Raw genomic sequence first — 24,646 nt, forward strand, 5'->3', positions numbered from 1 at the left:
GTCCGCCATGTTCGACACGCGCGGACCCGGTCGCCCGAGCGGGCCAGGACAGGCAAACGCGCCGCCACGACGCTCAGCGCGCGCCGGCCTCGCCCGGCCATTGCCCCCGCCGTTTCAAAACACCGCGCAAAACGGTGGGACGGTCGGTCATGATGGCGTGCACGCCCAGATCCAGCAGCCGCTCCATCTCGGACGGCTCGTCGACCGTCCAGACCTGAATGTCGATCCCCCGCGCGGCCGCGGCCCGCATGACGCCCCGCGTCACCACCGGGACGCCCCGGAAGACCGGGGGCACCTGCGCGACGGCAAAACCGGGTCGACGGATCGGAACCCCCTGCCCCGCCAGCCAGAGCGCCAACACCCCGGCCTGCCCCGGCGACCAGCACAAGCCGGGCCCCAGCAGGGCCCGGATCGCCGCGGTGCGCTTGACCGAGAAGGACCCGATGCAGACCCGCGCCAACGCGTCGGCGCGGCGGATCACCTCGGCCAAAGGGGCGGCGACGAGGTCGCATTTCAGCTCGAACGTGACATTGAGCCCCGGAAAGGACGCCAGCACCTCGTCTGCCCGCGGGATGGCCGCACCGCCATGGGTGCGCATGCGGGCGATATCGGCCCAGTCCAGATCGGCGATGCGCGCCGTCTCGCCGGTCATCCGCGTGAGGGTCGCATCGTGATGGACCACGGCCACACCGTCACGCGTTGCGTGCACATCGGTCTCGATATGGGTGAACCCGAGGCCGACCGCGCGCGCGAAGGCCTCCATCGTGTTCTCCTCCGCCTCCAGCGAGCCGCCGCGATGGGCGACCGCCGTGGGGGTCGGATGGTCGAGGAAGGGATGCCGCGCCATCGCTCAGGCCCTCTGCAGCTTGGGCGGTTCGGTCCGGCACAGCCGCAGGACATGCGCCATGTAGGGCTTGGCCGTGTCATCGGCGCGGGTGGCCCCATACATGCGGCGGGTCAGGCCATCCCGGGTCAGCGGACGCGTCACGACGGATTGTGGCGTGCGCGGGTCCCGCACCACCCAGTCGGGCAGCACCGCCACCCCGCGCCCCGAGGCAACGAGCAGCATCATCACCGCCGACAGTTCCACCTGCCGGATGCTGCGCGGCTCGATTCCCGCCGGAAACAGCAATTCGCTGAACACATCGAGGCGGGCGCGCTCCATCGGGTAGGTGATCAGCGTCTGATCTTCGAAATCCTCAGCGGTGATGAAGTCCTTCTGCGCGAGGGGATGGTCCCTGGAGCAGACAAAAACCGGCTCGTAATCGAAAAGCGGGGTGAAATCGACGCCGGGCAAATCCTCGGGGTCGGACGAGATCACGAGATCGACCTCTTCGCGCAGGAGCGCGGGCAGCGCCTCGAATTGCAGGCCGGGGCGGATATCGACATCCACATCGGCCCACGTCCCGCGGAAGGCCTCGAGCACCGGAAGCAGCCAGTCGAAACAGGCATGGCATTCGATGGCGATATGTAGCCGCCCCGTCTTGCCGGATCGCAACCCCTCGAACTCTTCCTCGACGGCGGCGATGCGCGGCAGGATATCCTCGGCCAGCCGCAGCAGTTTTTGGCCCGCCGGCGACAGGCGCATGGGCTTGGAGCGGCGCACGAACAACTCCATGCCCGCCTGATCCTCCAGTCCCTTGATCTGGTGGCTCAGCGCAGATTGCGTGATGTGCAGCCGCTCGGCGGCCCGCGCCAATCCGCCTTCTTCATGGATGGCCTTGATGGTGCGAAGATGGCGGAACTCAAGATGCATATCTGGCTCATATAGATGATGAGTTTTATGAATTTGGCGCAACCAGCCCTATATGCGATCTAGGTGGCCGACATTGCAAGGATCAGAATCGCCATGACCACGCCGCGCGTCTCTTTCGAGTTCTTCCCGCCCAAATCCCTCGAAGCCTCCTTCAAGCTTTGGGAAACCCTGGGTGTGCTGGCCCCGCTGGCGCCGGAATTCGTCTCGGTGACCTATGGGGCCGGTGGCACGACCCGCGCCCTGACGCATGACGCGGTCAAGACGATCCACAAGCATTACGGGGTTCCGGTGGCCGCGCACCTGACCTGCGTGGACGCGACCCGCAGCGAAACGCTGGAGATCGCCGAAAGCTATGCCGAGGCGGGCGTCACGCAGATCGTGGCCCTGCGGGGCGATCCGCCGAAGGGCGAAGGCAGCTTCACCGCCCATCCCGAGGGCTTTGCCAGTTCCATCGAGCTGGTCGAGGCGCTGGCCAAGACCGGCAAGTTCACCTTGCGCGTGGGCGCCTACCCCGACCCGCATCCCGAGGCCGAGAACCTGCAGGCCTGCGTGGCGTATCTCAAGCGCAAGATCGACGCCGGGGCGGACGAGGCGATCACCCAGTTCTTCTTCGAGGCCGACACCTATTTCCGCTTCCGCGATGCCTGCGCCGATGCCGGCATCACGGCCAGGATCATCCCGGGCATCCTGCCGGTGAACAACTGGACCCGCGTGCGTCGCTTCGCCGAAGCCACGGGCGCGGTCATCCCGGCCTGGGTGGACGAGGCCTATGACAAGGCGATCCGCGATGGCCGCGAGGCGCTGCTGTCGACCGCGATGTGTGCCGAGCTTTGCACCGAGTTGATGGCGGGCGGGGTCGAGGACCTGCATTTCTACACGCTGAACACGCCGGACCTGACGCGCGATGTCTGCGCAGCGATTGGCGTGACGCCCCGGGTGGACCTGTCCGAAGTCGCCTGATCCATCGCCCTTTTCCGAGGGATTTCGCCGCGCGTTCCGCGCGTCGACCCGCGGGGGGGCTCTGCCCCCGCACCCCCGGAGTTTTCTGGCCAAGATGAAGGGGGGGAGATCGGGCAGCTTTCATCAGGCGCGGCACTTGACCCCATCACCGTCTCTGAATTGACTTCGCGACAGGCCTCGGGCAAGCCGGGGCCTTCACGTGGTCAACCCCCAGGAGACAGAAGATGATCTCGCCGGTCCTGCCAAGCTATGCGCGTGCACCGCTTTCCTTCGTCAAGGGCGAAGGATCTTGGATGATCGAGGCCGACGGGCGACGTTTCCTGGATTTCGGGTCCGGTATCGCGGTGATGGCGCTTGGCCATGGTCACCCGGCGCTCGTGGGCGCGCTCAAGGCGCAGGCCGAGACGCTGTGGCATACCTCGAACCTCTACACCGTGCCCGAGCAGGAGGCGCTGGCCGAGCGGCTGGTCGAGCATACCTTTGCCGACACCGTGTTCTTCTGCAATTCGGGGACCGAGGCGGCGGAACTCGCCATCAAGATGGCCCGCAAATACTGGTACGAGAGTGGCCAGCCCGAGCGCACCACGATCCTGACCTTCGAAGGCGCGTTTCACGGCCGGTCCATGGCCGCGATCTCGGCTGCCGGGTCGGAGAAGCTGACCAAGGGGTTCGGCCCCCTGCTGGAAGGGTTCGAGCACCTGCCCTTCGGCGATCACGACGCGCTGCGCGCGGCGGCGGCGCAGCCCCATGTCGGCGCGATCATGATCGAGCCCGTGCAGGGGGAAAGCGGCATTCGCCCCCTGCCCGATCAATGCCTGAAGGGCCTGCGCGACCTGTGTGACGAACATGGGCTCTTATTGATCCTCGACGAGATCCAGTGCGGCATGGGCCGCACCGGGCGCCTGTTCGCGCATGAATGGGCCGGGATCACGCCGGACATCATGCTGGTCGCCAAGGGCATCGGCGGCGGCTATCCGTTGGGGGCGCTGCTGGCCACCGAGAATGCCGCCAAGGGCATGACGGCGGGCACGCATGGCTCCACCTATGGCGGCAACCCGCTCGGCTGTGCCGTGGGCGCCGCCGTGATGGACGAGGTGACGCGCGACGGGTTCCTCGATGACGTGAACCGCAAGGCGGGCCTGTTGCGTCAGAAGCTCGAAGGCCTTGTCGCGGCGCATCCCGAGATTTTCGAGGGCGTCCGCGGGTCGGGCTTCATGATCGGCGTGAAATGCAAGGTCACCAATACCGATGTGGTCAAGGCCGGCTATGACGCCGAGGTGCTGACCGTTCCGGGCGGCGATAACGTGATCCGCGTGCTGCCCGCGCTGACCATATCCGACGACGAGATCGCCGAAGGGGTCGCGCGCCTCGATGCGGCCGCGACCGCACTCGAAGCCCAGGGCGCGAGCGCGTGATCCTTCCCCATTCCCGAATTCGAAAAGACTGATCCGATGACCCATTTCCTCGATATCGACAAGACAGACCCCACAGAACTGCGGGGCATGATCGACCAGGCCGCCGCCATGAAACAGGCGCGCGCGGGCCGCCCCAAGGGCGCGCCCGATGACGAGCAGCCGCTCAAGAACCGCATGGTCGCGCTGATCTTCGAAAAACCCTCGACCCGCACGCGCGTCAGCTTCGACGTGGGCACGCGGCAGATGGGCGGGCAGACGATGGTTCTGTCGGGCAGCGAGATGCAGCTGGGCCATGGCGAGACGATCGCCGACACCGCCCGCGTGCTCAGCCGCTACGTGGACCTGATCATGATCCGCACCTTCGAGGATGACGTCCTTCTGGAGATGGCCGAGCATGCCTCGGTTCCGGTGATCAACGGGCTGACCAACCGCAGCCACCCCTGCCAGATCATGGCCGATATCCTGACGTTCGAGGAACATCGCGGCCCCATCGCGGGCAAGAAGGTGACGTGGTGCGGGGATGGCAACAACGTCTTTGCCAGCTTTGCCCATGCCGCCGGACAGTTCGGGTTCGACCTGACCTTTACCGGTCCGGAAACGCTGGACCCCGAGATGATCTTCGTCGAGGAGGCCCGCGCCAAGGGCGCGAAGGTCGAGATCATGCGCGACCCGGCCCGCGCGGTGGAGGGCGCCGACCTTGTCGTGACCGACACCTGGGTCAGCATGCATGACAGCCAATCGGCCAAGGAACGGCGTCACAACCAGCTGCGCCCCTACCAGGTGAATGCCGAGCTCATGTCCCATGCGAAGCCCGACGCCCTGTTCATGCATTGCCTGCCCGCCCATCGCGGCGAGGAGGTGACGAACGAGGTGATGGACGGCCCGCAATCGGTCATCTTCGACGAGGCCGAGAACCGCCTTCATGCGCAAAAGGCCGTCATGCGCTGGTGCCTCGGCGTCTGAGAGGGCTTGCGCCCGGCCCGGAATTCCATTCGGGCCGGACCAAACACGCCCGCTCGGGTCACCTGCCCCCGGCCAGCCCTCACGTTCTGTCTACGGCGCGTCCGGGAGGTTTTCATGCTTCGCGTTCTTGTACTGCTGGTGATGCTAGCGACCGCCCCGGTTGCTGCAGACCCGCTTGAGATCACAGCGACCGGGCCAGCCGGCCGGTTAGCCGGCACGCTGGAGCGCCCCGAGGGCCAGATGCTGGCAGCGGCCCTCATCCTGCCCGGTTCCGGCCCCACGGATCGCGACGGCAACAACCCCCTGGGAAGCTTCGCCAACAGCTACCTGATGCTGGCCGAGGCGCTGGCCGAGAACGGGATCGCCACTGCGCGGATCGACAAGCGGGGCATCGGCGACAGCGAGGGCGACGGAAACGACGTCAGCCTCGCCGCCTATCGCGCCGATACCGAGGCTTGGGTTGCAACCCTGCTGGACGTGACCGGGGCAGACTGCATCTGGCTGATCGGCCATTCCGAAGGCGCGCTTTTGGCCATCGACGCGGCGCATCTGCCCGATATCTGCGGGCTGGTGCTGCTGACACCGCCGGGGCGGCCGATCGGCGCACTGGTGCGCGACCAGTTGGCGGCCTCGCCCGTCTCGGCCCCGCTCCTGCCGCAATATGACGAGGCGCTCGAGGCGCTTCTGTCCGGGGATGGCCCGGACCCGGCCACCCTGCATCCTGGCCTCGCGCCGCTTTTCGCGACCGAGGTGCGCGGCTATTTCCGCGAACTGGCCCTGTTCGATCCGGCAGTGGAACTAGCCGCGACCGAGCAGCCCACCTTGATGATCCACGGTGACGCCGACTTGCAGGTGCCGCCGTCCGAGGCCGCTCCGCTGGCCGCGGCACGGCCGGACGCGACGGTGCTTTTGCTCGGCGGTCTCAGCCATATGCTGAAAACCACGACCCCGCTTGCCGATTCCGAGGACATCGCCGCCTATGTCGCGGACAATATGCGCACCTACATTGACCCGACCCTGCCCCTGCATGGCGATCTGGTGCCAGCGATCACCGATTTCATCGTGACCGCCCATGACTGATCAGAACGCGCCGCAAGCCGCCATCCCGGCCGCCGCCCTCGCGCCTCGGACCGCGCCGAACCCCGCGCTGGCCATTCTGTTGATGGTTTGCGCAACCGCCTTCATCGCGGCGACGACCCTGCTGGCCAAGGCGCTCGGCACCGAGGCCCTTGGGGCGCCCCTTCACCCGCTCCAGGTCAGTCACGGGCGCTTTCTGTTCGCCTGGATCGCCATTTCCACGACCCTCGCGGTGGTGCGGCCACGGCTCATCCGGCCCGATTGGGCGCGCCATGTCGGGCGCACGCTCTGCGGCTGGGGCGGTGTCTCGCTGATGTTCGCCGCAGCCGCGATGATCCCGCTGTCCGATGCAACGGCGATCAGTTTCCTGAACCCGGTTTTCGGAATGATCCTCGCCATTCCATTTCTCGGGGAAACGGTCGGCAAATGGCGGTGGTTGGCCGCCGCGATCGCCTTTGCCGGGGCGATGATCCTGATCCGCCCCGGAACCGAGGCGATGCAACCCGGGGCGCTGCTGGCCCTTGGCGCTGCGCTGTGCCTTGGGTTCGAGCTGATCTTCATCAAGCGTCTGTCCGGCCGCGAAGGGCCGCTTCAGATCCTGTTCATCAACAACTCGCTGGGGCTGATCATCGCAAGCCTCGCGGTTCTGGCCGTATGGCAAATGCCCAGCCCGGCACAATGGGCCGCCCTGGCTGGCCTGGGATTCGCGATGGCCTGTGCGCAGGCGTGTTTCGTCAACGCGATGGCGCGGGCGGATGCGAGCTTCGTGACGCCGTTTTCCTACCTCACGCTGGTGTTCGCCGCGCTCTATGACGCGGTGATATTCGGTGTGATTCCAACCCCCGTCAGCGTGACGGGCGCGGGCATCATCATCGCCGGCGCAGCGCTTCTGGCATGGCGCGAGCAGGTCAATCGCCGCAAGCCAGCCTGAATACCGCGTCGCCGGCCTGAGTGACGACACCATCGACCAGCCCCATCGCGGCGGAGTTCACGGCGACGAAGCTTGCGCAGCCGCGGGCGGGATCAAACCGCGCATTGGCAAACCACATGGTGTTCGACCCGGAATGGCGGAGGATCCCGTCTACCTCCGCCCAACCCAATGCGTAGTCGCCCGGGCCCGCGGCCCGGTGCAGCTTGTCCCAGCTTTCAGCCGACAGGAACATTGGGTCGCGCTGCACATGCGCCGCGAGGTAGCGCAGCATGTCGGCGGTCGAAAGATGCACGCGCCCTGCCGGTCCCAGGGCCGAGATATTGTCCGCGCGCGGGCCGGGTGGAACCGCCCTTAGCCCGCCGATCAGCGGTGCGCGGTGCCCAAGGGGTTGATCGCCAAGCGGTGGCCCAAACCCGGCACTGTCCATGTGCAGCGGCCGAAAAACGCGCGTGGCAATCAGGTTCTCCCATGGCGCGCCACCCGCTGCCTCCAGCATGGCGCCAGCCACGACATACCCGGCATTGGAGTAATGGAACCCGCCGCGTGCATGGCGTGGCGCCAGCCCGAGAACTTGTTCGACATAGGCGGAGCGGGGTCCATCGCCCAGCCGGCTGGCCGCGATTATCCCGAGGTTCGCCCGCATGCCTGACGCATGGCGCAAAAGCTCCTCCAGCGTCACGTCGCGCCATGCGTCGCGCATGCCAGGCACCAGATCGCCCAACGCCGCGCCGATGGTCGTATGCCACTCGATATCTCCCGCCTCGACCATGCGGGCGGCCAGCGTGGCGGTCATCGATTTGGTCAGCGACCCGAGATGCCACAGGTCGTCGGGCTCAACCGGCGTTCCTCCGTCGATCCGGCGCAGGCCAGCCACAGCAATATCCTGCCCCACGGGTGACACCATGCCGACCGCGGCCCCGGGAATGGCAGGGTGTGCCGCCAGGGCTTGGGCGATATCGGACAGGTCGGCCCGCGCAGGAAGCGTCGAGAGCCGGGTGAACAGGGCCGAAAGCAAAACGGGAACGCGCATGGCCGCAAGGTGGGACGACGCGCCCGCCTGCGCAAGCTCAGCTTTTCAGCCGCCACCCCGTGCGGAACCAGTACCACGCCAGCCCACCGACCGCTGCCGTCGCGGCAAGGGTCACGACAAGCCCCTTTTCCGGCGCGCTATCGGACACCCCCAGCACCCCGAAACGCACCCCGTCGATGATGTAGAAGACCGGGTTCCAATGGCTGAGCGTGTTGATGACCGGCGGCAAGGCCTCGATCGAATAGAACGTGCCGGACAGGAAGCTGAGCGGCATCACGATGAAATTGGTGATCGCGGCGATCTGGTCGAATTTCTGCGCAACGATCCCGGCCACCAGCCCCAACGCGCCCAGAAACGCCGCGCCCAGCACGACGAAGACCAGCGCCCAGAGCGGATGGGCCACCCCGACCCCGACGATCGGGAACAGCACCGCCGCAATCGCAAGCGCCACGAGCAGCCCGCGCACCACGCCCCCCACGACATAGCCGGTCACCAACTCCCCCGCGGACAAGGGCGGCATCAGCGTATCGACGATATTGCCCTGCACCTTCGACACCACGATGGAGGAGGACGTGTTGGCAAAGGCGTTCTGGATCACCGTCATCGTCAGGATGCCCGGCGCGATGAAATGCAGGAAGCTGACCCCCATCACGTCGCCCCTCTGCGGCCCGATGGCGATGGAGAAGATCATCATGAACAGGCCCGCCGTCACCAGCGGCGCCAACAGGGTCTGCGTCCACACCACCAGGAAGCGCAGCGTCTCGCGCCGGATCAGCGTCCAGAGCCCCAGCCAGTTGAAACGCCCAAACCGGCGCACCCCCATGTCCCGCGCATGGGTCAGTCCCGTCTCTGCCATGTGATTGCCGTCCTCTTCTTCGTCGTCCGGCCCCTCAGGTGCCTTGCCCTCGGGACATGGCAGCTTAGAATGGGGCTTTCAATATCGCGGCGCACGGCCCATATGAGGCCCCGAGCCGGAAAAGCGCGCAAGAGCGAGGAACACGCATGTCCTGGACCGAGGAACGGGTCGAGCTTCTGAAGAAGATGTGGGGCGAAGGCCAATCGGCAAGCCAGATCGCCAAGGAATTGGGCGGCGTCACGCGCAATGCCGTGATCGGCAAGGTCCATCGCCTTGGCCTGTCCAACCGCTCGGGCGGCGGCGGCACGACCGTGAAACCCGCCGCGAAAGAGGCCGAGCCCAAGCAGGCCGCGCCGAAACCCGCGAAGAAGCCCGAGCCCAAGCCGGAGCCCGCGCCCGCCGCGGCCGAACCCGCCGCCAAGCCCGAGCCTGTCGCAGACCCCGCGCCGCGCCCCTCGAACGTCACGCCCATCCGCAAGACGATCGTGCCCGCCGGCCAACCCCTGCCGCCGCAGCCCTCGGCCAACGAGATCAGCCCCGAGGCGCTGGCCAAGCAATCCGAGGTCGAACGCCACGCCAAGCGCCTGACCCTGATGGAACTGACCGAGCGGACCTGCAAATGGCCCATCGGCGACCCGGCCACGGATGATTTCTACTTCTGCGGCCTGCCCGTGCAGCAGGGCAAACCCTATTGCGAGGCCCATGTCGGCGTCGCCTTCCAACCGATGAGCAGCCGCCGCGACCGCAAGCGCTGAGCCACCCGAGACCATCGCTTTTCGTTGCACTGCAACGGCTTACCCCCTAGCCTCGCCTTGATTGGCGGGGCTTCTTGATTTGATCGGTATCGAGTTTTTCAGTTTCCTGTTCGGTGGATGGAACTGGATGATCTCCGGCGCCATCCTGCTTTGGCTGGTGCTGGTCTTTGCCACACCCTTTGGTCGAATCTGGAAAAATACGGCCGACCGAAAACGCATCGTCGGCCTCCTTGCGCAAGATCGCGGCAAGATGCGCTACGCGCGGGTCATGCGGCGGCTTCTCGATAGGATCGACGAAAAACTGTCCGCGCCTGAAAAGGCGACCGGCCTGCCGCCATGGCGCATCGCCTGGAGCCAGAATCTCCTGACCCTCACCTCGGGCCTGGCGCTGGCTTACCCATCGACCGCCCTGCTTTTTCAATGGGACGTGGGCGGCGCAATTTCCTTTGGCGACATCGAGGTTATCGCACCAGGTGACCTGCGCGAACGCATCGTCTTGGCCGGTATTGCCCTCGGCGGTGCGGCCTGCCTGTGTCATGGTGTCTGGACAAAAACACGGTTGCGCTGGCTTTCGTTTGGTGCCGCAATCACCATTTTTTTGCTGCCCGTTTTTGGGCCTGTCTTTGACCTACCACCAAGCGTTGCAGCCGCAATTGCATTCGCCGGCGTAATCGCAGTCGCAGCCGCAGCCGCATTCGCAATCGCAGCCTCAATCGCAATCGCAGCCTCAATCGCAATCGCAGCATCAATTGCAATAGCATTCGCATTCACAATCGCAGCCGCAGTCGCAGGCGCAGTCGCCGGAGCAGCCGCAGTTGCGGGCGCAGCCGCTGTCGCCGTAGCAGCCGCTGCCGCAGGCGCAGTCGCAGGTGCCGTCGCAGGCGCAGTTTATTGGCTCGAAGAAACACGTGGACCGACACCGATCTATCGGATTGTCTTTTCCCTGCTTTTGCTCTGTGCCCTCACCATAGCTGTGGTGTTCGGCGAACCGGAAACCGACACAGATTTCGCATCAAACGCCTATATCATACTCCTGTTCGGCACGTTCCCCCTCCTGAACCTGTTGGCCGATTTTGCCTCCATCGGCCTCACCCGTCATCTCCTGAGGCGTGGTATCGAGACATGGGCCCCGGCTCGCGCGCTTTGGGACGGCCTTGGTGGGGCCTTGATCTTCGCCGCGCTTGGCATGGCGATGATCACATGGGTGCAGTTTGTGCGCTTCCCCGATGGCAGCGCCCTGTTCGACCTGCCCGGGTTCTTCGCTGACATGGAAAACGGCACCGGCAGCTATGGCTGGCTCGGCGTCATGTTGCTCACTACGCTTCTGCCAACCCTCCTGCACCTGATGATTGGCCTGTTCACCCTTGGCCTGTCTTATCCATCCTGGGTTCGAGAGCCGATCGCGTGTCTATTGGCCGAGGGCGAACACAGCGATACCTCCGGCTGGCTTGGCAGCGTTCTGTTCTGCGGTCTGGTCACCGCCTCGATCTGGGTTGTGGTGGTGTTGGTCGCGCTGTTGATCCGCCTCGATCAGGGGTGGCTGCTCGACCAGATCATCGCCGAGTTCGCCGCCTTTGCGCGGCTCATCGGGGCGATCTGAGTTTTCCTATCGGGAAGGTTTCGGCACCCCGGCGTATGTACGGGCTGTGTACAGGGTGTGTACGGGGTGTGACCTACCCATTCAGGCGCATCTCGACAGGCTGGCGGCCCCCCCGGCGCGCGGGCGCAAAGAAACGAACAGGCCCGTGTGCGGAATTGCGGCGGGGCTTTTCCTTGCGCTTTCGGGGGGCAGTCCCTTATCTTGAGTGAATTACTCAGATTAAGGACCGACCATGCACTCAACCACCCGTATTCAAACGGAAAAAGCCAGTGGCTACCTGCAACAGCTCTGCAAGCATTTCGCCCATAAATGCGAGGTCAGCTTCGACGCCGCGCGCGGTGTCGTGACCTTCCCCATGGCGCGCGCCGACCTGGCCGCCGAGGGCGGGGCGCTGGATATCTCGATCACCGCCGACGACGCCGAGGGCCTCGACCGCTGCCAAACCGTCATCTGGTCCCACCTCGAACGCTTCGCCTTCCGCGAAGACCTCCCCACGCCCGTATGGACCCGGCTGGCCTGACGTCTCAGCGGCAGTGGCGGGCGATTTCGCGGTCGTTCAGGCCGGTTTCGACCAGCATGCACCGGTTGCGCGCCTCGTAGTAATAGCCGCGCGCATACCACATCACCGCTTCGTCGATATTCCCGTCCGAGACCAGCCACGCGCCGCGCAGGTAGCGGCCCGCGTATTGCAGGTTCACTTCCGGGTCGAGCAAGTCCTCGGGCGGGCCGCTATGCCCCATCGTCCGCGCCGTTTGCGGCAGGATCTGCATCAAACCCCAGTACGGGCCGTTGCGCGCATGGGCGCGATAGTCGCTTTCGCGCTGGATCACCCGATGCAGCAGCGCCTCGGGGATGTCATGCACCTCGGCATACTGCCGGACCAGCCGCCGCATTTCGGGCGTCTCCCCGGGGTAGAGCTCCGACGTCATCCGCGCCTGCGTCGTCTCTGGCCCGTCGTCCCCGAAAAGCCCGCCGCCACATCCGGCCAAGACCAATGTCAGGGCCAAGGCCCCGGCGCGTGTTGCCGTCATCATCACTCGACCACCTCTTCCACCTGCTCTTCTTCAGGAGATCCGCCGAAGATCCGCAGCAACTGGTTCTCGATCTCTTCGTTGACCCGTTCCTGCACCTGTGCCTCGATCTCTTCGCGCCCATCGCCGTCCTGGATATCAAGGCCAAGCGCCTCGTTCGCGCGGGTACGCGCCTCTTCCTCCAGCCGGTCCGCTTCTTCTTCGAGACGGGCGCGGGCCTCGGCCTCCAGCCTTTCGCGCTGTTCCTCCAACTCCTGCTGGGCGAGGTATTCAAGGTCAGGGCGGATGCGCGGGCTGCTCCACGGACCCGAGATCAGCACGGGCACCTGCACACCAGCGACGCCCTCCGCGTCGCGCATCACGCCGGGAATGACGCGGTAGTCCAGCGTCTGCGCCCCAAGGTCGACCGACCCCGCGCCGCGCACCTCGCCCCAAGGGGCATCGAGGAACAGGTCCTCGTTCTCGAGGATGCCGTCGGCGATCGTGAACTCTGCCGTGACCCGGTCGTAGACCGTGCGCTGCCCCTCGCCCTGGTAGGAGGTGTCGAGGTTGCGGATCATGCCCGCAAGGTCGAAGCCACGGATCGCGCCTGCACCAAAGGCAAGGTCGCCGCGCCCCTCCAACCCGTCCATGATCGTGGCGAGGTCATTGCCCACCCCCAGGAATTCGAGGCTGGCACTGCCCGACCCTTCAAGCCGATCCCAATCGGCGAAATCTGTCAGAAGCGGGTTCAACTGCACATCGGCCAGCAAAAGGTCACCGCCCACCGACAACCCGCCCCGCCCGTTGATGACGAACTGCCCGGCGAGCCGTCCGCCATAGGTGCCGATCCGCGCGATATCGAACACCAGCCGGCCACGGGTCAGGGTGATGTTGCTCTCGACCGGTTCCAGAACCGCGCCCCCGAGGTCAAGCGCGCCCAACGCCAGCGACAACTCGGCATCCGTCGCGAAAAGGCCGCTGACGTCGATCCTGTCGGTGGGCCAGCCCGCGGCAGCATCCCCGCCACCACCGCCCGCTGCGTCAGCGCCCCCCATTCCGGGCAGGCTCAACCGCCCGCCGGAGATTGCGCCACGCACCATGGGGCGGTCGTCCCCCTGCGTGATATCAAGTTCCGCATAGAGCGTATTGTCATCCAGCGTGATTTGCCCGCTGCGCAGATGCGCCGTGCCCTCGTTCGTCAGGGTCACGCGACCTGTGGCCCGGATGCGGTCGCGGCCAAGGCCCTGCGGCAGATCGGGCACTGCGGTGCCGGCCAGCGCCAAGATCGGCCCAAGCTCGCGCGCGTCCAGCGTGACGTCGCCAGCCAGGGCCGGCGCGGTCGAGATGCGCCCGTCAAAGCCCGCTTCGCCCCCGTCCCAATCCAGCGCCAGCACCGCGCCCCGTACCTCACCTGCGATCAACCCGGCCAATCCGTCGACGGCGACTTCGATCGACAGGTCCGCGCCGTTCACATTCGCCGACCCGGACAGGGTTGCGCGCGCCTCGCCCCCCGGCACCGAAAGTTCCGCATCCAGACCGGCAATCGTGATGTCCTGCCCCGCACCCTCGTCGATCCAGCGCAGGCGACCATCCGAGATGATGGCGCGTTCGAACCCGATGGCGGGCAGCCCGCCTTCACCGGCGGCCCCATCCGCGGCGACCTGCGCCTCGGCGGCGTCCTCGATCTCTCCGGCGCTGAAATCCCAACTGACGCGACCATCCGCGCCCCGCTGCAAGACGATCTCCGGGCCGATCAGCTCCGCGCGCTCCAACTGGATCTGGCCGGAAAACAGCGCGCTCCAGTTGACGCCGACATCCAGGCGCTCGGCGGCGATCAGTGGCCCGGCCTCGACCCAATCGGGGTTGCCCACGCGCAGCCCCTCGGCCCGGATCCCCAGATGTGGCCAGAGCGTCGGACGCACATCGCCCGTGACCACCACCTCGCGGCCCGTGGCCTCGGCAATGCGGTCGGTGGCCAGCGCGGCGATCCGTTCCGTCGGCACCACGAAAAGCGTCGACACCCCGACCAGCGCCAAAATCATGACGCCCACGATTGACCTGATGATCCAGCGCATCTGCCCTGCTCGCCCTTCCGTTTTCGCCAGTTAGCCACAAACTGCGGGCCCTTGCATCCCTGACACGCGCGAAATTTCGACCGGCGGCGGCCCGCCGCCGACCGCCAAACCCCTTTCCGCAGCGCTTCGAAGCCAGTATGGGCAGCGCATGAGCACGAACCCACCCGACCTGCGCCCCGATCTCGCGCCCCGCGCCCGCATCACCGAGCCCCCCCGCCCCGGCCAGCCGACCATCGGCATGGTCTCGCTTGGCTGTCCCAAGGCGCTGGTGGACAGCGAACGCATCCTGACCCGGCTGCGCGCCGAGGGGTATGCGATCAGCCCCGACTATGCCGGGGCCGACGCGGTGATCGTGAACACCTGCGGGTTCCTGGACAGCGCCAAGGCCGAAAGCCTCGACGCCATCGGCGAGGCGCTGACCCAGAATGGCCGCGTCATCGTCACCGGCTGCCTGGGCGCGGAACCCGACTACATCACCGGCGCGCATCCCAAGGTTCTGGCCGTCACCGGGCCGCACCAGTACGAGCAGGTGCTGGACGCGGTGCATGCCGCCGTGCCGCCCGACCCCGACCCGTTCGTGGACCTGCTGCCGGCCACGGGCGTGTCGCTGACACCACGTCATTACAGCTACCTCAAGATCTCCGAGGGCTGCGATCACAAGTGCAAGTTCTGCATCATCCCCGACATGCGCGGCCGCCTTGCCTCGCGCCCGGTCGCGGCCGTGAAGCGCGAGGCCGAGAAACTGGTCGCCGCGGGGGTGAAGGAACTGCTGGTCATCAGCCAGGACACCTCGGCCTATGGCACGGATTGGAAAGGGCGCGAGAGCAAGTTTCCGATCCTCGACCTTTCCACAGAGTTATCCAAATTAGGGGCCTGGGTACGCCTGCATTATGTCTACCCTTATCCCCATGTGCGCGACCTGATCCCGCTGATGGCCGACCCGTCGAACGGGCTGCTGCCCTATCTCGACATCCCGTTCCAGCACGCCCATCCCGACACGCTGAAGCGCATGGCGCGGCCCGCCGCCGCCTCGCGCACGCTGGACGAGATCGCCGCGTGGCGCCGTGACTGCCCGGACATCACGCTGCGCTCCACCTTCATCGTCGGCTATCCCGGCGAGACCGAGGAAGAATTCCAGACGCTGCTCGACTGGATGGACGAGGCGCAACTCGATCGCGTCGGCTGCTTCCAATACGAGAACGTCGAGGGCGCGCGCTCCAACGCGCTGCCCGATCACGTGCCCGAAGAGGTCAAGGAAGAGCGCTGGCACCGTTTCATGGAAAAGGCGCAGGCCATTTCCGAGGCCAAGCTTGCGGCCAAGGTCGGCCAGCGTATGACCGTTCTGGTGGACGAGATCGACGAGGATGGCGCCACCTGCCGCACCATGGCCGACGCGCCCGAGATCGACGGCAACCTTTTCATCGACGAAGGGGTCGAAGGCCTGTCGCCCGGCGATTTCGTCGAGGTCGAGGTGGACGAGGCCAGCGAATACGACCTGTGGGGCAAACGCCTCGGCTAAGGCCGGCATCCTTTCAGCGACAAGTTTCTGGGGCTTGCATTGCGCGTCAGCGATGCAACTCTGCACGGGTCCGTTGCTTTGTCGTTCACCCCGGGGGAGGCCGCCCATGATCCATGTCACGACCACCTGCGCCAATCTCAATCAGGCCCGTGAGATCGCACGCGAGGTTCTGACCGCGCGCCTAGCCGCCTGTGTGAACATCACACCGGGTGTGGTCAGCCTGTTTCACTGGCAAGGGCAGATCGAAGAGGACACGGAGGTGACGCTTGTCGCCAAGACCACGCCGGAACGCCGCGCAGATCTGGTGGCCGCGATCCAGCGCAGCCATCCCTACGACCTGCCGGTCATTTCCTGGGAAGAGGTCGGCACGACGCCGGACGCCCGCCGCTGGTGCTATGCCGAAACCGGCGGGGCTCAATCCCCGGACTGACCGCCCAGCACCCGGTCGAAGAACGTGACATTGGGACAGGCGCGCGGCACATCCGTTGCACCAGGTTCCTGCGCCTTGAGCCAGCAATCGCAGCCTTCGGTCCAGGCGCAACTGCGGCAACGCTGAACCACGCCGGCCCAGTCGGCATGGCTGATCCGCCCCTCTTCCAGCGCCCGTTGCAGGTCGGCGCCCGAGGCATTCGCCATGCCAAGCGCCAGCCAGTAGTGGCGCTTTTCATCGCCCAGCTTGTGGATCTGTTCTTCGACCATGGGGAAATATCCTCTCCGACGGGCAGCGATGGCGAGATCGCGAATTCGGGGGGCTCAGCGCGTCGCCAAGTCCTTCAGGCGATCACCGTTGCGGCAATAGGTCGGTGCATTCTCGGCGCTGCCGGTTCTCTGCAACCAGTCCTTGCAGCCCTCCGGATCGGTGCATCCGGTACAGGCGAACAGCATGTCCAAACGCTCGTCCGGGGGAAGATCCCCGCGCAGTTCCGCCTCGTCGAGATCGGCCCCGAGGGTCGATGCCATGCTCGACATCAATGCATCGTGTTCCTGAAACGTCTTCTTGCCAGGCATGGGGCGAACCCTCCCGTTCTGTCGGCAATAGGAGACCGCACGCGCTTCCCGCCGGTCCGGGGCACCCTAGAAAACTGTCGTCAAATCGCCTTGACGCAGATCAAGGCCCGGTCCGGCGCCTATCCCGCACGCAATTGCGCCAGGGTGCGGCGCACGATCTCGATCCGGTTGGCATTGGGGGGATGGGTCGCCAGAAGCTGATCGCCGGGGTCGGGCAGGCGGGTAAAGACCCGGGCCCCCTGGACCGGGTCGAACCCGGCCTCGTAGGCGATGAGGGTGCCGATGGCGTCCGCCTCAAGCTCTGCCGTTTGGGAGTAGCGCCGCGCACCGACGAACGCACCCAGTTCCGCCGCCTCGATCACCGTTTGCCGGTCCGCACCGCGCGCCGCTGCAAGCCCTCCGAGAATGCGCGCCCCCTCGGCCGCCGATTGGGCGCGGCGATCCCGGTGCCGCGCGATATGATGCCCCGCCTCATGACCGATCACGAAGGCAAGCTCATCGGCGTTTCGCATATCGGCCAACAGGCCCACCGTGATCAGGATCACGGGCAACCCGGCCCGATCCGAGGTCTGGAAAGCGTTGGCCCCGTTGCGAGGATCACCATCCAGCAGAATGCGGAAATCGCAGGGCTGATCCGGCGTCTCGGCGCGGCAGACGGCCTCGGCCACGGGCTCTACCCGGCGGGTGACCGCAACCACGTCCTGCGGCGAGAGGATGGGCGCCGGGGCAACAGCGGGCTCTGGCGCATGCATCGGCGGCGCGACAGGCACGCAGGCCGCAATCCCCACGATCAGCAGGGCCGCTGCCGCCCGGTGCATGGCTCGAAGTCCCATCGTCATGGGCGACAAGATTGGGCGACGACACCACGCCGTCCAGCATGCTCACGCGCTTGTGGTCAGCCGGACCTGTCCAAGCACGAACGATCACCTACCTCGCATGGCATGGAACCGGTTCGCATTCTCTACAATGATCGCTGCCCGATCTGCCGCGCCGAGATCGCGCATTACCGCGCCAAGGCCGAAGCCGCGCAGGCCCCCTTGGTGTTCGACGACCTGAACCAGACCGACCTTGCCGCATGGCACCTGACCCCGGACCAGGCCAAGCGCCGCGTGCATGCCCGCCTGCCCGACGGGCGCATCATCTCGGGCGTTCCGGCCTTCGCCCGGATCTGGGGCACCCTTCCCGGCATGGGCTGGATGGCCCGCGCGGTGAACCTTCCCGTGATCCGGCCTTTGGCCGAGCTGGCCTATAACCGGATCGCGGCGCCCTGGCTCTACCGGCGTCATCTCCGCCGCGAGGCGCTGGACGAACGCCGCGCCCGCCCCTAGGCTGGCCCCATGTTCACCATCGAGCACGATTTCGACGCCACGGTCGTCACCCTCGTCGATGAAGGCGAAACGCCTTTGCAAGAGGACGTCACCATCACCGCCTTCGAGGAATGCGTGACAGTCGAACAACTCGACCCGCGGACCGACCGGGTGCAGAAGGTCACGTTTTCCATGGCGCAATTGCAGGAACTGGCCGCGGCCCTCGACCTGCCCGAAGGCGTCTACCGGTTAAGGATGGAAAGCGACGAGTGACCGCTCATGAGGCACAGGACACGCAGCGCGTCATGCAAGGATCGACATCCAGCCGCCGCGTACCGATGAACTCGCCGCAATCCTCGCACCAGCCAAACTCGCCCTCATCGATCCGCCCCAGCGCCGCGTCGATGGCGCGAAGGCGACCGGCGCGGCGCGCTTCCAGCCCCTTGGCCATGGCCTGCCCTTGCAAGGCGTCCATCCGGCTGAGCCGCCCGACGGATTGCTGATCCAGTTCCACCGGTTTTCGGGCGTCGCGCGTTTCGTCGGACGAAGCCAGCAGGGTCGCCCTTTCCGCTTCCAGACGAGGGCGGTAGCGCGCGGCGAGGTCTTGGTCTGTCGGATCACTCATCGTGGCAGAGCAGCAGCTTTCGCACCGTCCCGCAACCCGTCACCCGACCCGCACCACCTTGTCGCGCGAGGTCGCGCCGCGCACGATCTCCAGCCGCGACTTGGGCACGCCCATGGCCTTGGCCAGCAGCTTCAGGACGGCGGCGTTCGCCGCGCCCTTGTCGGGAATCGCCGTGACATGGACGCGGACCGTGCCGCCCTCGCCCATCTCGATCCGGTCGCGCGCGGCCTTTGGCGTGACGCGCAGCGAAATCTCGCGCCCCTCCACCGCCAGATGGCTCAAATCCGGCAGATCTCTTGCCATATCCTGCGGTTTCTCCCGATCCATCCACAGGCCCGGATCGCCCATTGCAGCGCCCCCGACCCGGCGGCATAGTCCGCGAAACACCGCAGGAGGGCCATATGCGCACGGGATTTTTCTGGGACGAACGCTGTTTCTGGCACTCGGGCGGCAACTACGCCTTCCTGCTTCCGGTTGGCGGCCTGGTCCAGCCTGCCGCGGCCGGGGGGCTGCCGGAGAACCCCGAGACCAAGCGGCGCTTGAAGAACCTGCTCGACGTGACCGGCCTGCTGGCAGAGCTCGATGCCCGCTCGGCCGATCCGGTGACGGAGGCTGACCTGCTCCGCGTGCATCCGCCCGAATATGTGGACGCCTTCCGCGAGGCGGCGGCATCGGGCGGTGGCGAGTTGGGCTTGCGCACCCCGTTCGGCCCCGACGGGTTCGATACCGCGTCGCTCTCGGCGGGCCTTGCCAAATCCGCCCTCTTCGCGGTGCTTCAGGGCGACCTGAACAACGCTTATGCCCTCTCGCGACCGCCCGGGCACCACTGCCTGCCGGATTTCCCGAACGGCTTCTGCCTGCTCGCCAATATCGCCATCGCGGTGGAGGCGGCCTTCGACGCGCGCATGGTCGACCGCGTCGCGGTGATCGACTGGGACGTGCACCATGGCAACGGCACCGAGGCAATCTTTTACGACCGCGACGACGTGCTGACCATTTCGCTCCACCAGGAACGCAATTACCCCGCCGACAGCGGCGCCTTCGAGGATCGCGGCACGGGGGCGGGCGAGGGCTACAACCTCAACATTCCGCTGCCGCCGGGGGGCGGCCACAGGTGTTACATCGAAGCGATGGAACGGCTGGTCATCCCGCAATTGCAGGCTTTTCAACCCGACGCGATCATCGTCGCCTGCGGTTTCGACGCCTCTGGCGTCGACCCGCTTTCCCGCATGCTGGCCGGGTCCAACACCTTCCGCGAGATGACCGAGATGGTCATGACGGCGGCCAGCGACCTCTGCGACGGGCGCCTCGTCCTTGTCCACGAGGGCGGCTATTCCGAGGCGCATGTCCCTTTCTGCGGACATGCCGTGATCGAGGCGCTGTCGGGCAGCGCCATCACCGCCGAGGACCCGCTGGCCCATCGCATCGGCTTTCAGCAGCCAGGACCGCGGTTCGATGCCTATTGTTCCCAGATCATCGCCGAGATGGAGGATGCCCTGGGCTGAACCTGCGCCGCAACGCGGCATCGCGCGTTGACTTCACCGCCGACCCGCGCCACGTTGCGCGCGGTTTTCGAGAGGGGGAAAGACACCCATGAAGAAGGTTTACGGCTCCGCCGAAGAGGCCCTGGACGGGCTTCTGCACGACGGCATGCTGATCGCGTCGGGGGGCTTTGGCCTCTGCGGCATTCCCGAGCTTCTGATCGACGCTCTGGTCAAATCCGGCGTCAAGGATCTGACCGTGGCGTCCAACAACGCGGGCGTCGATGATTTCGGCCTCGGCAAGCTCTTGGCGACCAAGCAGGTCAAGAAGATGATGTCGTCCTACGTGGGTGAAAACGCCGAGTTCATGCGCCAGTACCTGTCGGGCGAGCTGGAGCTGGAATTCAACCCGCAGGGCACGCTGGCCGAACGCATGCGCGCCGGCGGCTGCGGCATCCCCGGCTTCTACACCAAGACCGGCGTGGGCACCGTCATCGCCGAGGGCAAGGAGCACAAGGAGTTCGACGGCGAAACCTACATCATGGAGAAGGGCATCTTCGCCGACCTCTCCATCGTGAAGGCGTGGAAGGCCGACGAGACCGGCAACTGCATCTTCCGCAAGACCGCCCGCAACTTCAATCCGCCGGCCGCCATGTGCGGCAAGGTCTGCGTCATGGAAGTCGAGGAAATCGTGCCGGTGGGCAGCCTCGACCCCGACCACATCCATCTGCCGGGCATCTACGTGCACCGCCTGGTGCAGGGCGAGCACGAGAAACGGATCGAACAGCGCACGACGCGCAAGCGGGAGGAAGCCTGATGTCTGCTGAAACAAAAGGCTGGGACCGGAACCAGATGGCCGCCCGCGCGGCCGAGGAACTCGAAGACGGCATGTATGTGAACCTCGGGATCGGCATCCCGACGCTGGTGGCCAACTATGTCGGCGACAAGGACATCACGCTGCAATCCGAGAACGGCATGCTGGGCATGGGCCCCTTCCCCTTCGAGGGCGAGGAAGACCCCGACCTGATCAATGCCGGCAAGCAGACGATCACCGAACTGCCCCGCACCGCCTATTTCGACAGCGCCACATCCTTCGGCATGATCAGGGGTGGCAAGATCGCCGCCGCGATCCTCGGCGCGATGGAAGTGTCCGAGAAGGGCGACCTCGCCAACTGGATGATCCCCGGAAAGCTGGTCAAGGGCATGGGTGGCGCGATGGACCTCGTGGCAGGTGTCGGCCGCGTGATCGTCGTGATGGACCACCAGAACAAGCACGGCGAGTCCAAGGTCCTCAAGGAGTGCACCTTGCCGCTGACGGGCAAGGGCGTGGTGGACCGCATCATCACCAATCTCGGCGTGCTGGACGTGGCCCACAAGGGATTGCAGATCGTCGAACTGGCCCCCGGCGTCACCCGTGACGAGATGATTGCCGCGACCGAGGCGACGATTGTCTGAGGTCGCCCCGAGCACCCCGGCGGGGCCATCGGGCACGCTGACGCTTCAGACCGTGCCGATGCCCGCCGACACCAACTCGGGCGGCGATGTGTTCGGGGGCTGGGTCGTCAGCCAGATGGACATCGCCGCCGGAACCACGGCTGCGCAGCGGGCCCAGGGCCGCTGCGCCACCGTCGCGATCGAGGCATTGCGGTTTCACGCGCCCGTCCTCGTGGGTGATCTCTTCTCGGTCTACAGCAGCATCGTGAGAACCGGGCGCACCTCAATCACCATGCATATCGAGGCGTGGGTCCGCCGTCAGCGCACGGGCGAGCACCTGATGGTCACCGAGGGCGATTTCACCTTCGTGGCGATCTCGGAATCAGGGGTTACGCGCACCTTGCCGCCCGAACCCGGCGTCTGATCCGGCGTTATTGAACCGCCATCGGCTGGAAGACACACCCATCCGACACCAGAAGGGGTGGCGTCCGGCACAGGTTGCGCGCGAGGTCCCACGCGGCCAGAACGCGCGGCACGTAGGTGCGCGTCTCGGGGTAGTCGGGCACGCCGCCTGCGCGCCGCACCGCGCCCTCACCTGCATTATAGGCCGCCAGCACCAGCAGCGGGTCGCGGTCGAACTCCCCCATCAGCCAATCGAGATAGGCGATCCCCCCGGTGATGTTCTGAAGCGGGTCGAACGCATCCTCCACCCCGAAGCGCGCCGCCGTATCCGGCATCAATTGCATCAGGCCTTGAGCGCCCGCGTGGCTTGTCACCTCGGCGCGCCCGGCGCTTTCGACCGCGATCACGGCCAGCGCAAGGGCCGGTGAGATCTCGGTCCCGATGGACGCCATCAGCAAGTCGCGTCCATGCGCCTCCGCCAATCGAAGCATATCGTCCAGCCGCGGCGCGCCCAGATCGGCTGCTTCGCCCGCTTGCGCCAGATGCTCCCGGGCCGCCCAGAACCGCCCCGGATCGGCGGGCAGGCTGGGACTGATCGCCGACCAGAACCAGTCCGCGGACGCTTCCCCTGGCGCCTCTGCGCGCGGTGCGGACGGGGCTGCGGCCGCTGTCGGCTCCACCGCCGCCCCCGGTGCCGGAGTCGTGAAATTGTCGCCGGGTCTGATTTGCACCGTGATGCGCGGCCCCGTGTGGCCAGGGCCGGGGGCCGGAATCAAACGTATCCCGCCGCCGGTGCCCTCCTGTGCCGCAACGGGCAAAGCGACCGATGCCACCACGATATGCACCAGAACGGCCCTGCCGATCCGCGAAACGAGATGCCCCATGAGACTGCTCTCTTATGCCTGACGGGCCGAACGCCCTTGTTTTCCGGGCATTCCGCACCCTTGGCGCGGCGCCCCGCCTGCTTTTCGAGGAATCATGCCGGTGGCAGGGCCGCAAAACAACCCCGGAGAATTCGAATAAAAATCGAATGACCGCCCAATTCCCGCCGCGATCCGAGACGACATTCACCCCATCGAAACGGTGAGGGCACCAAGAACTCGTCCCGATCCACAACTAAGCAAGAGCCTCGCGCACTACATACAGGAGCAAGACCAATGACCGCACTGATCAAGAACTTCGCAAAATCCGAATCCGGCGCCGTGACCGTTGACTGGGTCGTGCTGACCGCAGCCATCGTCGGCCTCGGCCTCGCCGTCATGGCCGTCGTCTCGGGCGGCGTCGAAGACCTCGCCGGTGACATCGACGGCCAGCTGACCGGCATGGGCATCGACACCACTTTTGACGACACCGGCGCGCTGCAAGCCGCCGACTGATCCTGGCACCAGCCGATATTGAAGGGCCGCCCAACCGGGCGGCCCTTTGCTTTTCGAGTTCCGAGACCAGACGCCCTAAAACGACCCTGTAGAATTCGAATAAAAATCTAATGACCGCCCAATTCCCGCCCCGATCCGAGGCGACATTCAACCTACCGAAACGGTGAGGGCACCGAAAATTCGTCCCAATCCACCCCATACCCGGCGCCTCGCGCTACCAAACCCTGGAGAAGACCAATGACCGCACTGATCAAGAACTTCGCAAAATCCGAATCCGGCGCCGTGACCGTTGACTGGGTCGTGCTGACCGCTGCCATCGTGGGCCTCGGCCTCGCCGTCATGGCCGTCGTCTCGGGCGGCGTCGAAGACCTCGCCGGGGACATCGACACCCAGCTGACCGGCCAGGTGATCGACCAGGAATTCTCGGGCGATGGCTCGGGGCTTGATTTCTCGGCACCTGCTGCTGACAACGACGGTTAATGAGCAGTCTGCTCATTCGCAATCAAGGGCCGCCCATCCGGGCGGCCCTTTTCGTTCTACTGCCAAGCGAAAAGGCTCTTTTATTCAAAGTCTATTGAAAGGCGCGTCCCGCGACCTGCGCCCGTCACATTCCTGCCCCGGCTTTCCCGCCAGTCTGCCCCTGCGTTCAAAGCGCCGGTGCAGAAAGCACCCGGCCGCCTGATCGCGACATCTGTCGCGCCGGCGGGCCGCTCACCAATCACATCGACATCTGATGAGCAGGAGTGCTGACAATGGCCTTTTCGCAGTTCAAAACCTTTCTTTCCGACGAGTCCGGCGCCGTCACGGTCGACTGGGTCGTCCTGACCGCCGCCATCGTGGGTCTCGGCCTGGCCGTCATGGCCGTGGTCTCGGGCGGGATCGAGGACCTCTCCTCGAACATCTCGGACGGGATGACCAACATGGATCTCCAGGACAGCTTCACGAACGGCGCTTTGACTACCACCCTCGGAGACGGCGCCGGTGAGGGTGCCGGTGACGGCAGCTGAACCATTCGGCCCGAAGCCCTCGCCGTTCATACCTGCGGCGAGGGTTGCTCGCCATC

Annotated in this window: 31 protein-coding genes; 19 read left to right on the forward strand and 12 right to left on the reverse strand. The window is 66.0% G+C overall.

Annotation, left to right across the window (positions count from 1 at the left end; all coding sequences use genetic code 11):
* Positions 1-73: 73 nt before the first annotated feature.
* Positions 74-847: a glycerophosphodiester phosphodiesterase family protein gene (locus tag KUV65_RS07650; protein ID WP_222189073.1), complete on the reverse strand. Its 774-nt coding sequence runs from the start codon at positions 845-847 to the stop codon at positions 74-76.
* 3 nt (positions 848-850) lie between these two features.
* Positions 851-1,756, reverse strand: coding sequence for a LysR family transcriptional regulator (locus KUV65_RS07655; RefSeq protein WP_222189075.1), 906 nt, complete (start codon positions 1,754-1,756; stop codon positions 851-853).
* Positions 1,757-1,849: 93 nt separating this feature from the next.
* Here KUV65_RS07655 and metF point away from each other — a divergent pair, with 93 nt between their 5' ends.
* The 5 genes from metF (at position 1,850) to KUV65_RS07680 (ending at position 7,102) form a co-directional block, all read left to right on the forward strand.
* A complete protein-coding gene (gene metF / locus KUV65_RS07660) occupies positions 1,850-2,716 on the forward strand; it encodes a methylenetetrahydrofolate reductase [NAD(P)H] (protein WP_222189077.1) in 867 nt (288 codons plus the stop codon).
* 224 nt (positions 2,717-2,940) lie between these two features.
* Complete coding sequence (locus tag KUV65_RS07665) at positions 2,941-4,131, forward strand: aspartate aminotransferase family protein (protein ID WP_222189079.1); 1,191 nt, start codon at positions 2,941-2,943, stop codon at positions 4,129-4,131.
* Positions 4,132-4,167: 36 nt separating this feature from the next.
* Positions 4,168-5,094: an ornithine carbamoyltransferase gene (argF, locus tag KUV65_RS07670; protein ID WP_222189081.1), complete on the forward strand. Its 927-nt coding sequence runs from the start codon at positions 4,168-4,170 to the stop codon at positions 5,092-5,094.
* A 114-nt stretch (positions 5,095-5,208) separates the two neighbouring features.
* Complete coding sequence (locus KUV65_RS07675) at positions 5,209-6,174, forward strand: alpha/beta hydrolase (RefSeq protein ID WP_222189083.1); 966 nt, start codon at positions 5,209-5,211, stop codon at positions 6,172-6,174.
* Entirely contained in the window at positions 6,167-7,102 is a 936-nt protein-coding gene (locus KUV65_RS07680) for a DMT family transporter (protein WP_222189085.1), read from the forward strand. The genes KUV65_RS07675 and KUV65_RS07680 overlap by 8 nt, the downstream gene beginning before the upstream one ends.
* Here KUV65_RS07680 and KUV65_RS07685 read toward each other — a convergent pair.
* Entirely contained in the window at positions 7,080-8,132 is a 1,053-nt protein-coding gene (locus KUV65_RS07685; protein WP_222189087.1) for a serine hydrolase domain-containing protein, read from the reverse strand. The genes KUV65_RS07680 and KUV65_RS07685 overlap by 23 nt on opposite strands.
* 37 nt (positions 8,133-8,169) lie before the next feature.
* A complete protein-coding gene (locus KUV65_RS07690; RefSeq protein ID WP_222189089.1) occupies positions 8,170-8,988 on the reverse strand; it encodes an ABC transporter permease in 819 nt (272 codons plus the stop codon).
* Between the two features lie 146 nt (positions 8,989-9,134).
* On the opposite strand from KUV65_RS07690, the gene KUV65_RS07695 reads away from it, so the two are divergent.
* From KUV65_RS07695 to KUV65_RS07705, 3 genes are all read left to right on the forward strand, one after another.
* Positions 9,135-9,743, forward strand: coding sequence for a GcrA family cell cycle regulator (locus KUV65_RS07695; protein ID WP_222189091.1), 609 nt, complete (start codon positions 9,135-9,137; stop codon positions 9,741-9,743).
* A gap of 61 nt (positions 9,744-9,804) precedes the next feature.
* On the forward strand, positions 9,805-11,343 hold the full coding sequence (locus KUV65_RS07700; protein ID WP_222189093.1) for a hypothetical protein: 1,539 nt from the start codon (positions 9,805-9,807) through the stop codon (positions 11,341-11,343).
* A 232-nt stretch (positions 11,344-11,575) separates the two neighbouring features.
* Positions 11,576-11,863 (forward strand): DUF2218 domain-containing protein, encoded by a 288-nt coding sequence (locus KUV65_RS07705; RefSeq protein ID WP_222189094.1) that lies wholly within the window; start codon positions 11,576-11,578, stop codon positions 11,861-11,863.
* Between the two features lie 4 nt (positions 11,864-11,867).
* Here the strand turns inward: KUV65_RS07705 and KUV65_RS07710 are convergent, their stop codons facing one another.
* Both KUV65_RS07710 and KUV65_RS07715 read right to left on the reverse strand, forming a co-directional pair.
* On the reverse strand, positions 11,868-12,377 hold the full coding sequence (locus KUV65_RS07710; RefSeq protein ID WP_261331613.1) for a lytic transglycosylase domain-containing protein: 510 nt from the start codon (positions 12,375-12,377) through the stop codon (positions 11,868-11,870).
* Positions 12,377-14,431 carry an AsmA family protein gene (locus KUV65_RS07715; RefSeq protein ID WP_222189095.1) on the reverse strand — a complete coding sequence of 685 codons (2,055 nt, stop codon included), beginning with the start codon at positions 14,429-14,431 and terminating at the stop codon, positions 12,377-12,379. The genes KUV65_RS07710 and KUV65_RS07715 overlap by 1 nt, the downstream gene beginning before the upstream one ends.
* A gap of 238 nt (positions 14,432-14,669) precedes the next feature.
* On the opposite strand from KUV65_RS07715, the gene rimO reads away from it, so the two are divergent.
* Together rimO and cutA are read left to right on the forward strand one after the other, a co-directional pair.
* Positions 14,670-15,950 (forward strand): 30S ribosomal protein S12 methylthiotransferase RimO, encoded by a 1,281-nt coding sequence (gene rimO / locus KUV65_RS07720; RefSeq protein WP_222189670.1) that lies wholly within the window; start codon positions 14,670-14,672, stop codon positions 15,948-15,950.
* 106 nt (positions 15,951-16,056) lie between these two features.
* Positions 16,057-16,380 (forward strand): divalent-cation tolerance protein CutA, encoded by a 324-nt coding sequence (gene cutA, locus KUV65_RS07725; protein WP_222189096.1) that lies wholly within the window; start codon positions 16,057-16,059, stop codon positions 16,378-16,380.
* Here the strand turns inward: cutA and KUV65_RS07730 are convergent.
* The 3 genes from KUV65_RS07730 to KUV65_RS07740 form a co-directional block, all read right to left on the reverse strand.
* Positions 16,365-16,649, reverse strand: coding sequence for a DUF6455 family protein (locus KUV65_RS07730; protein WP_222189097.1), 285 nt, complete (start codon positions 16,647-16,649; stop codon positions 16,365-16,367). The two genes, cutA and KUV65_RS07730, sit on opposite strands and share 16 nt — an antisense overlap.
* A 54-nt stretch (positions 16,650-16,703) precedes the next feature.
* Positions 16,704-16,958, reverse strand: coding sequence for a DUF6455 family protein (locus KUV65_RS07735; RefSeq protein WP_222189098.1), 255 nt, complete (start codon positions 16,956-16,958; stop codon positions 16,704-16,706).
* Positions 16,959-17,077: 119 nt separating this feature from the next.
* A complete protein-coding gene (locus tag KUV65_RS07740; RefSeq protein WP_222189099.1) occupies positions 17,078-17,797 on the reverse strand; it encodes a M48 family metallopeptidase in 720 nt (239 codons plus the stop codon).
* Between the two features lie 102 nt (positions 17,798-17,899).
* Here KUV65_RS07740 and KUV65_RS07745 point away from each other — a divergent pair, with 102 nt between their 5' ends.
* The gene (locus tag KUV65_RS07745) at positions 17,900-18,286 is read left to right on the forward strand and encodes a thiol-disulfide oxidoreductase DCC family protein (RefSeq protein WP_222189100.1); all 387 of its coding nucleotides are present in this window, start codon (positions 17,900-17,902) and stop codon (positions 18,284-18,286) included.
* A 9-nt stretch (positions 18,287-18,295) separates the two neighbouring features.
* Positions 18,296-18,538, forward strand: a complete 243-nt coding sequence (locus KUV65_RS07750) for a hypothetical protein (protein WP_222189101.1) — start codon at positions 18,296-18,298, stop codon at positions 18,536-18,538.
* A 4-nt stretch (positions 18,539-18,542) separates the two neighbouring features.
* Here the strand turns inward: KUV65_RS07750 and KUV65_RS07755 are convergent, their stop codons facing one another.
* Together KUV65_RS07755 and KUV65_RS07760 are read right to left on the reverse strand one after the other, a co-directional pair.
* Positions 18,543-18,890 (reverse strand): TraR/DksA family transcriptional regulator, encoded by a 348-nt coding sequence (locus KUV65_RS07755; RefSeq protein WP_222189102.1) that lies wholly within the window; start codon positions 18,888-18,890, stop codon positions 18,543-18,545.
* Positions 18,891-18,929: 39 nt separating this feature from the next.
* Positions 18,930-19,193 carry a DUF167 domain-containing protein gene (locus tag KUV65_RS07760; protein ID WP_222189104.1) on the reverse strand — a complete coding sequence of 88 codons (264 nt, stop codon included), beginning with the start codon at positions 19,191-19,193 and terminating at the stop codon, positions 18,930-18,932.
* A gap of 98 nt (positions 19,194-19,291) precedes the next feature.
* Between KUV65_RS07760 and KUV65_RS07765 the strand changes: the two genes are divergently transcribed.
* The 4 genes from KUV65_RS07765 (at position 19,292) to KUV65_RS07780 (ending at position 22,229) form a co-directional block, all read left to right on the forward strand.
* Positions 19,292-20,395, forward strand: a complete 1,104-nt coding sequence (locus KUV65_RS07765; RefSeq protein WP_222189106.1) for a class II histone deacetylase — start codon at positions 19,292-19,294, stop codon at positions 20,393-20,395.
* Between the two features lie 88 nt (positions 20,396-20,483).
* The gene (locus tag KUV65_RS07770) at positions 20,484-21,188 is read left to right on the forward strand and encodes a CoA transferase subunit A (RefSeq protein ID WP_222189108.1); all 705 of its coding nucleotides are present in this window, start codon (positions 20,484-20,486) and stop codon (positions 21,186-21,188) included.
* A complete protein-coding gene (locus KUV65_RS07775; protein ID WP_261331614.1) occupies positions 21,188-21,826 on the forward strand; it encodes a 3-oxoacid CoA-transferase subunit B in 639 nt (212 codons plus the stop codon). The genes KUV65_RS07770 and KUV65_RS07775 overlap by 1 nt, the downstream gene beginning before the upstream one ends.
* Positions 21,819-22,229: an acyl-CoA thioesterase gene (locus KUV65_RS07780; protein WP_261331615.1), complete on the forward strand. Its 411-nt coding sequence runs from the start codon at positions 21,819-21,821 to the stop codon at positions 22,227-22,229. The genes KUV65_RS07775 and KUV65_RS07780 overlap by 8 nt, the downstream gene beginning before the upstream one ends.
* Positions 22,230-22,236: 7 nt before the next feature.
* Here the strand turns inward: KUV65_RS07780 and KUV65_RS07785 are convergent, their stop codons facing one another.
* Entirely contained in the window at positions 22,237-23,091 is an 855-nt protein-coding gene (locus KUV65_RS07785) for a lytic transglycosylase domain-containing protein (protein ID WP_222189114.1), read from the reverse strand.
* Between the two features lie 273 nt (positions 23,092-23,364).
* On the opposite strand from KUV65_RS07785, the gene KUV65_RS07790 reads away from it, so the two are divergent.
* The 3 genes from KUV65_RS07790 to KUV65_RS07800 all read left to right on the forward strand — a co-directional run bounded on the left by KUV65_RS07790 (position 23,365) and on the right by KUV65_RS07800 (position 24,590).
* Positions 23,365-23,583: a hypothetical protein gene (locus KUV65_RS07790; protein WP_222189115.1), complete on the forward strand. Its 219-nt coding sequence runs from the start codon at positions 23,365-23,367 to the stop codon at positions 23,581-23,583.
* A 237-nt stretch (positions 23,584-23,820) separates the two neighbouring features.
* On the forward strand, positions 23,821-24,063 hold the full coding sequence (locus KUV65_RS07795) for a hypothetical protein (RefSeq protein WP_222189117.1): 243 nt from the start codon (positions 23,821-23,823) through the stop codon (positions 24,061-24,063).
* Positions 24,064-24,335: 272 nt separating this feature from the next.
* The gene (locus tag KUV65_RS07800) at positions 24,336-24,590 is read left to right on the forward strand and encodes a hypothetical protein (protein WP_222189119.1); all 255 of its coding nucleotides are present in this window, start codon (positions 24,336-24,338) and stop codon (positions 24,588-24,590) included.
* Positions 24,591-24,646: the final 56 nt, after the last annotated feature.

Source organism: Maritalea mobilis, assembly GCF_019800885.1.
Lineage (GTDB): Bacteria > Pseudomonadota > Alphaproteobacteria > Rhodobacterales > Rhodobacteraceae > Roseibacterium > Roseibacterium beibuensis.

Excerpts from the sequence above, each read along its gene's own strand:
- KUV65_RS07650 (WP_222189073.1), bottom strand. The coding sequence starts at position 847 with ATGGCGCGGCATCCCTTCCTCGACCATCCGACCCCCACGGCGGTCGCC.
- KUV65_RS07655 (WP_222189075.1), bottom strand. The coding sequence starts at position 1,756 with ATGCATCTTGAGTTCCGCCATCTTCGCACCATCAAGGCCATCCATGAA.
- metF (WP_222189077.1), top strand. The coding sequence starts at position 1,850 with ATGACCACGCCGCGCGTCTCTTTCGAGTTCTTCCCGCCCAAATCCCTC.
- KUV65_RS07665 (WP_222189079.1), top strand. The coding sequence starts at position 2,941 with ATGATCTCGCCGGTCCTGCCAAGCTATGCGCGTGCACCGCTTTCCTTC.
- argF (WP_222189081.1), top strand. The coding sequence starts at position 4,168 with ATGACCCATTTCCTCGATATCGACAAGACAGACCCCACAGAACTGCGG.
- KUV65_RS07675 (WP_222189083.1), top strand. The coding sequence starts at position 5,209 with ATGCTTCGCGTTCTTGTACTGCTGGTGATGCTAGCGACCGCCCCGGTT.
- KUV65_RS07680 (WP_222189085.1), top strand. The coding sequence starts at position 6,167 with ATGACTGATCAGAACGCGCCGCAAGCCGCCATCCCGGCCGCCGCCCTC.
- KUV65_RS07685 (WP_222189087.1), bottom strand. The coding sequence starts at position 8,132 with ATGCGCGTTCCCGTTTTGCTTTCGGCCCTGTTCACCCGGCTCTCGACG.
- KUV65_RS07690 (WP_222189089.1), bottom strand. The coding sequence starts at position 8,988 with ATGGCAGAGACGGGACTGACCCATGCGCGGGACATGGGGGTGCGCCGG.
- KUV65_RS07695 (WP_222189091.1), top strand. The coding sequence starts at position 9,135 with ATGTCCTGGACCGAGGAACGGGTCGAGCTTCTGAAGAAGATGTGGGGC.
- KUV65_RS07705 (WP_222189094.1), top strand. The coding sequence starts at position 11,576 with ATGCACTCAACCACCCGTATTCAAACGGAAAAAGCCAGTGGCTACCTG.
- KUV65_RS07710 (WP_261331613.1), bottom strand. The coding sequence starts at position 12,377 with ATGATGACGGCAACACGCGCCGGGGCCTTGGCCCTGACATTGGTCTTG.
- KUV65_RS07715 (WP_222189095.1), bottom strand. The coding sequence starts at position 14,431 with ATGCGCTGGATCATCAGGTCAATCGTGGGCGTCATGATTTTGGCGCTG.
- rimO (WP_222189670.1), top strand. The coding sequence starts at position 14,670 with ATGGTCTCGCTTGGCTGTCCCAAGGCGCTGGTGGACAGCGAACGCATC.
- cutA (WP_222189096.1), top strand. The coding sequence starts at position 16,057 with ATGATCCATGTCACGACCACCTGCGCCAATCTCAATCAGGCCCGTGAG.
- KUV65_RS07730 (WP_222189097.1), bottom strand. The coding sequence starts at position 16,649 with ATGGTCGAAGAACAGATCCACAAGCTGGGCGATGAAAAGCGCCACTAC.
- KUV65_RS07735 (WP_222189098.1), bottom strand. The coding sequence starts at position 16,958 with ATGCCTGGCAAGAAGACGTTTCAGGAACACGATGCATTGATGTCGAGC.
- KUV65_RS07740 (WP_222189099.1), bottom strand. The coding sequence starts at position 17,797 with ATGACGATGGGACTTCGAGCCATGCACCGGGCGGCAGCGGCCCTGCTG.
- KUV65_RS07745 (WP_222189100.1), top strand. The coding sequence starts at position 17,900 with ATGGAACCGGTTCGCATTCTCTACAATGATCGCTGCCCGATCTGCCGC.
- KUV65_RS07750 (WP_222189101.1), top strand. The coding sequence starts at position 18,296 with ATGTTCACCATCGAGCACGATTTCGACGCCACGGTCGTCACCCTCGTC.
- KUV65_RS07755 (WP_222189102.1), bottom strand. The coding sequence starts at position 18,890 with ATGAGTGATCCGACAGACCAAGACCTCGCCGCGCGCTACCGCCCTCGT.
- KUV65_RS07760 (WP_222189104.1), bottom strand. The coding sequence starts at position 19,193 with ATGGCAAGAGATCTGCCGGATTTGAGCCATCTGGCGGTGGAGGGGCGC.
- KUV65_RS07765 (WP_222189106.1), top strand. The coding sequence starts at position 19,292 with ATGCGCACGGGATTTTTCTGGGACGAACGCTGTTTCTGGCACTCGGGC.
- KUV65_RS07770 (WP_222189108.1), top strand. The coding sequence starts at position 20,484 with ATGAAGAAGGTTTACGGCTCCGCCGAAGAGGCCCTGGACGGGCTTCTG.
- KUV65_RS07775 (WP_261331614.1), top strand. The coding sequence starts at position 21,188 with ATGTCTGCTGAAACAAAAGGCTGGGACCGGAACCAGATGGCCGCCCGC.
- KUV65_RS07785 (WP_222189114.1), bottom strand. The coding sequence starts at position 23,091 with ATGGGGCATCTCGTTTCGCGGATCGGCAGGGCCGTTCTGGTGCATATC.
- KUV65_RS07790 (WP_222189115.1), top strand. The coding sequence starts at position 23,365 with ATGACCGCACTGATCAAGAACTTCGCAAAATCCGAATCCGGCGCCGTG.
- KUV65_RS07795 (WP_222189117.1), top strand. The coding sequence starts at position 23,821 with ATGACCGCACTGATCAAGAACTTCGCAAAATCCGAATCCGGCGCCGTG.
- KUV65_RS07800 (WP_222189119.1), top strand. The coding sequence starts at position 24,336 with ATGGCCTTTTCGCAGTTCAAAACCTTTCTTTCCGACGAGTCCGGCGCC.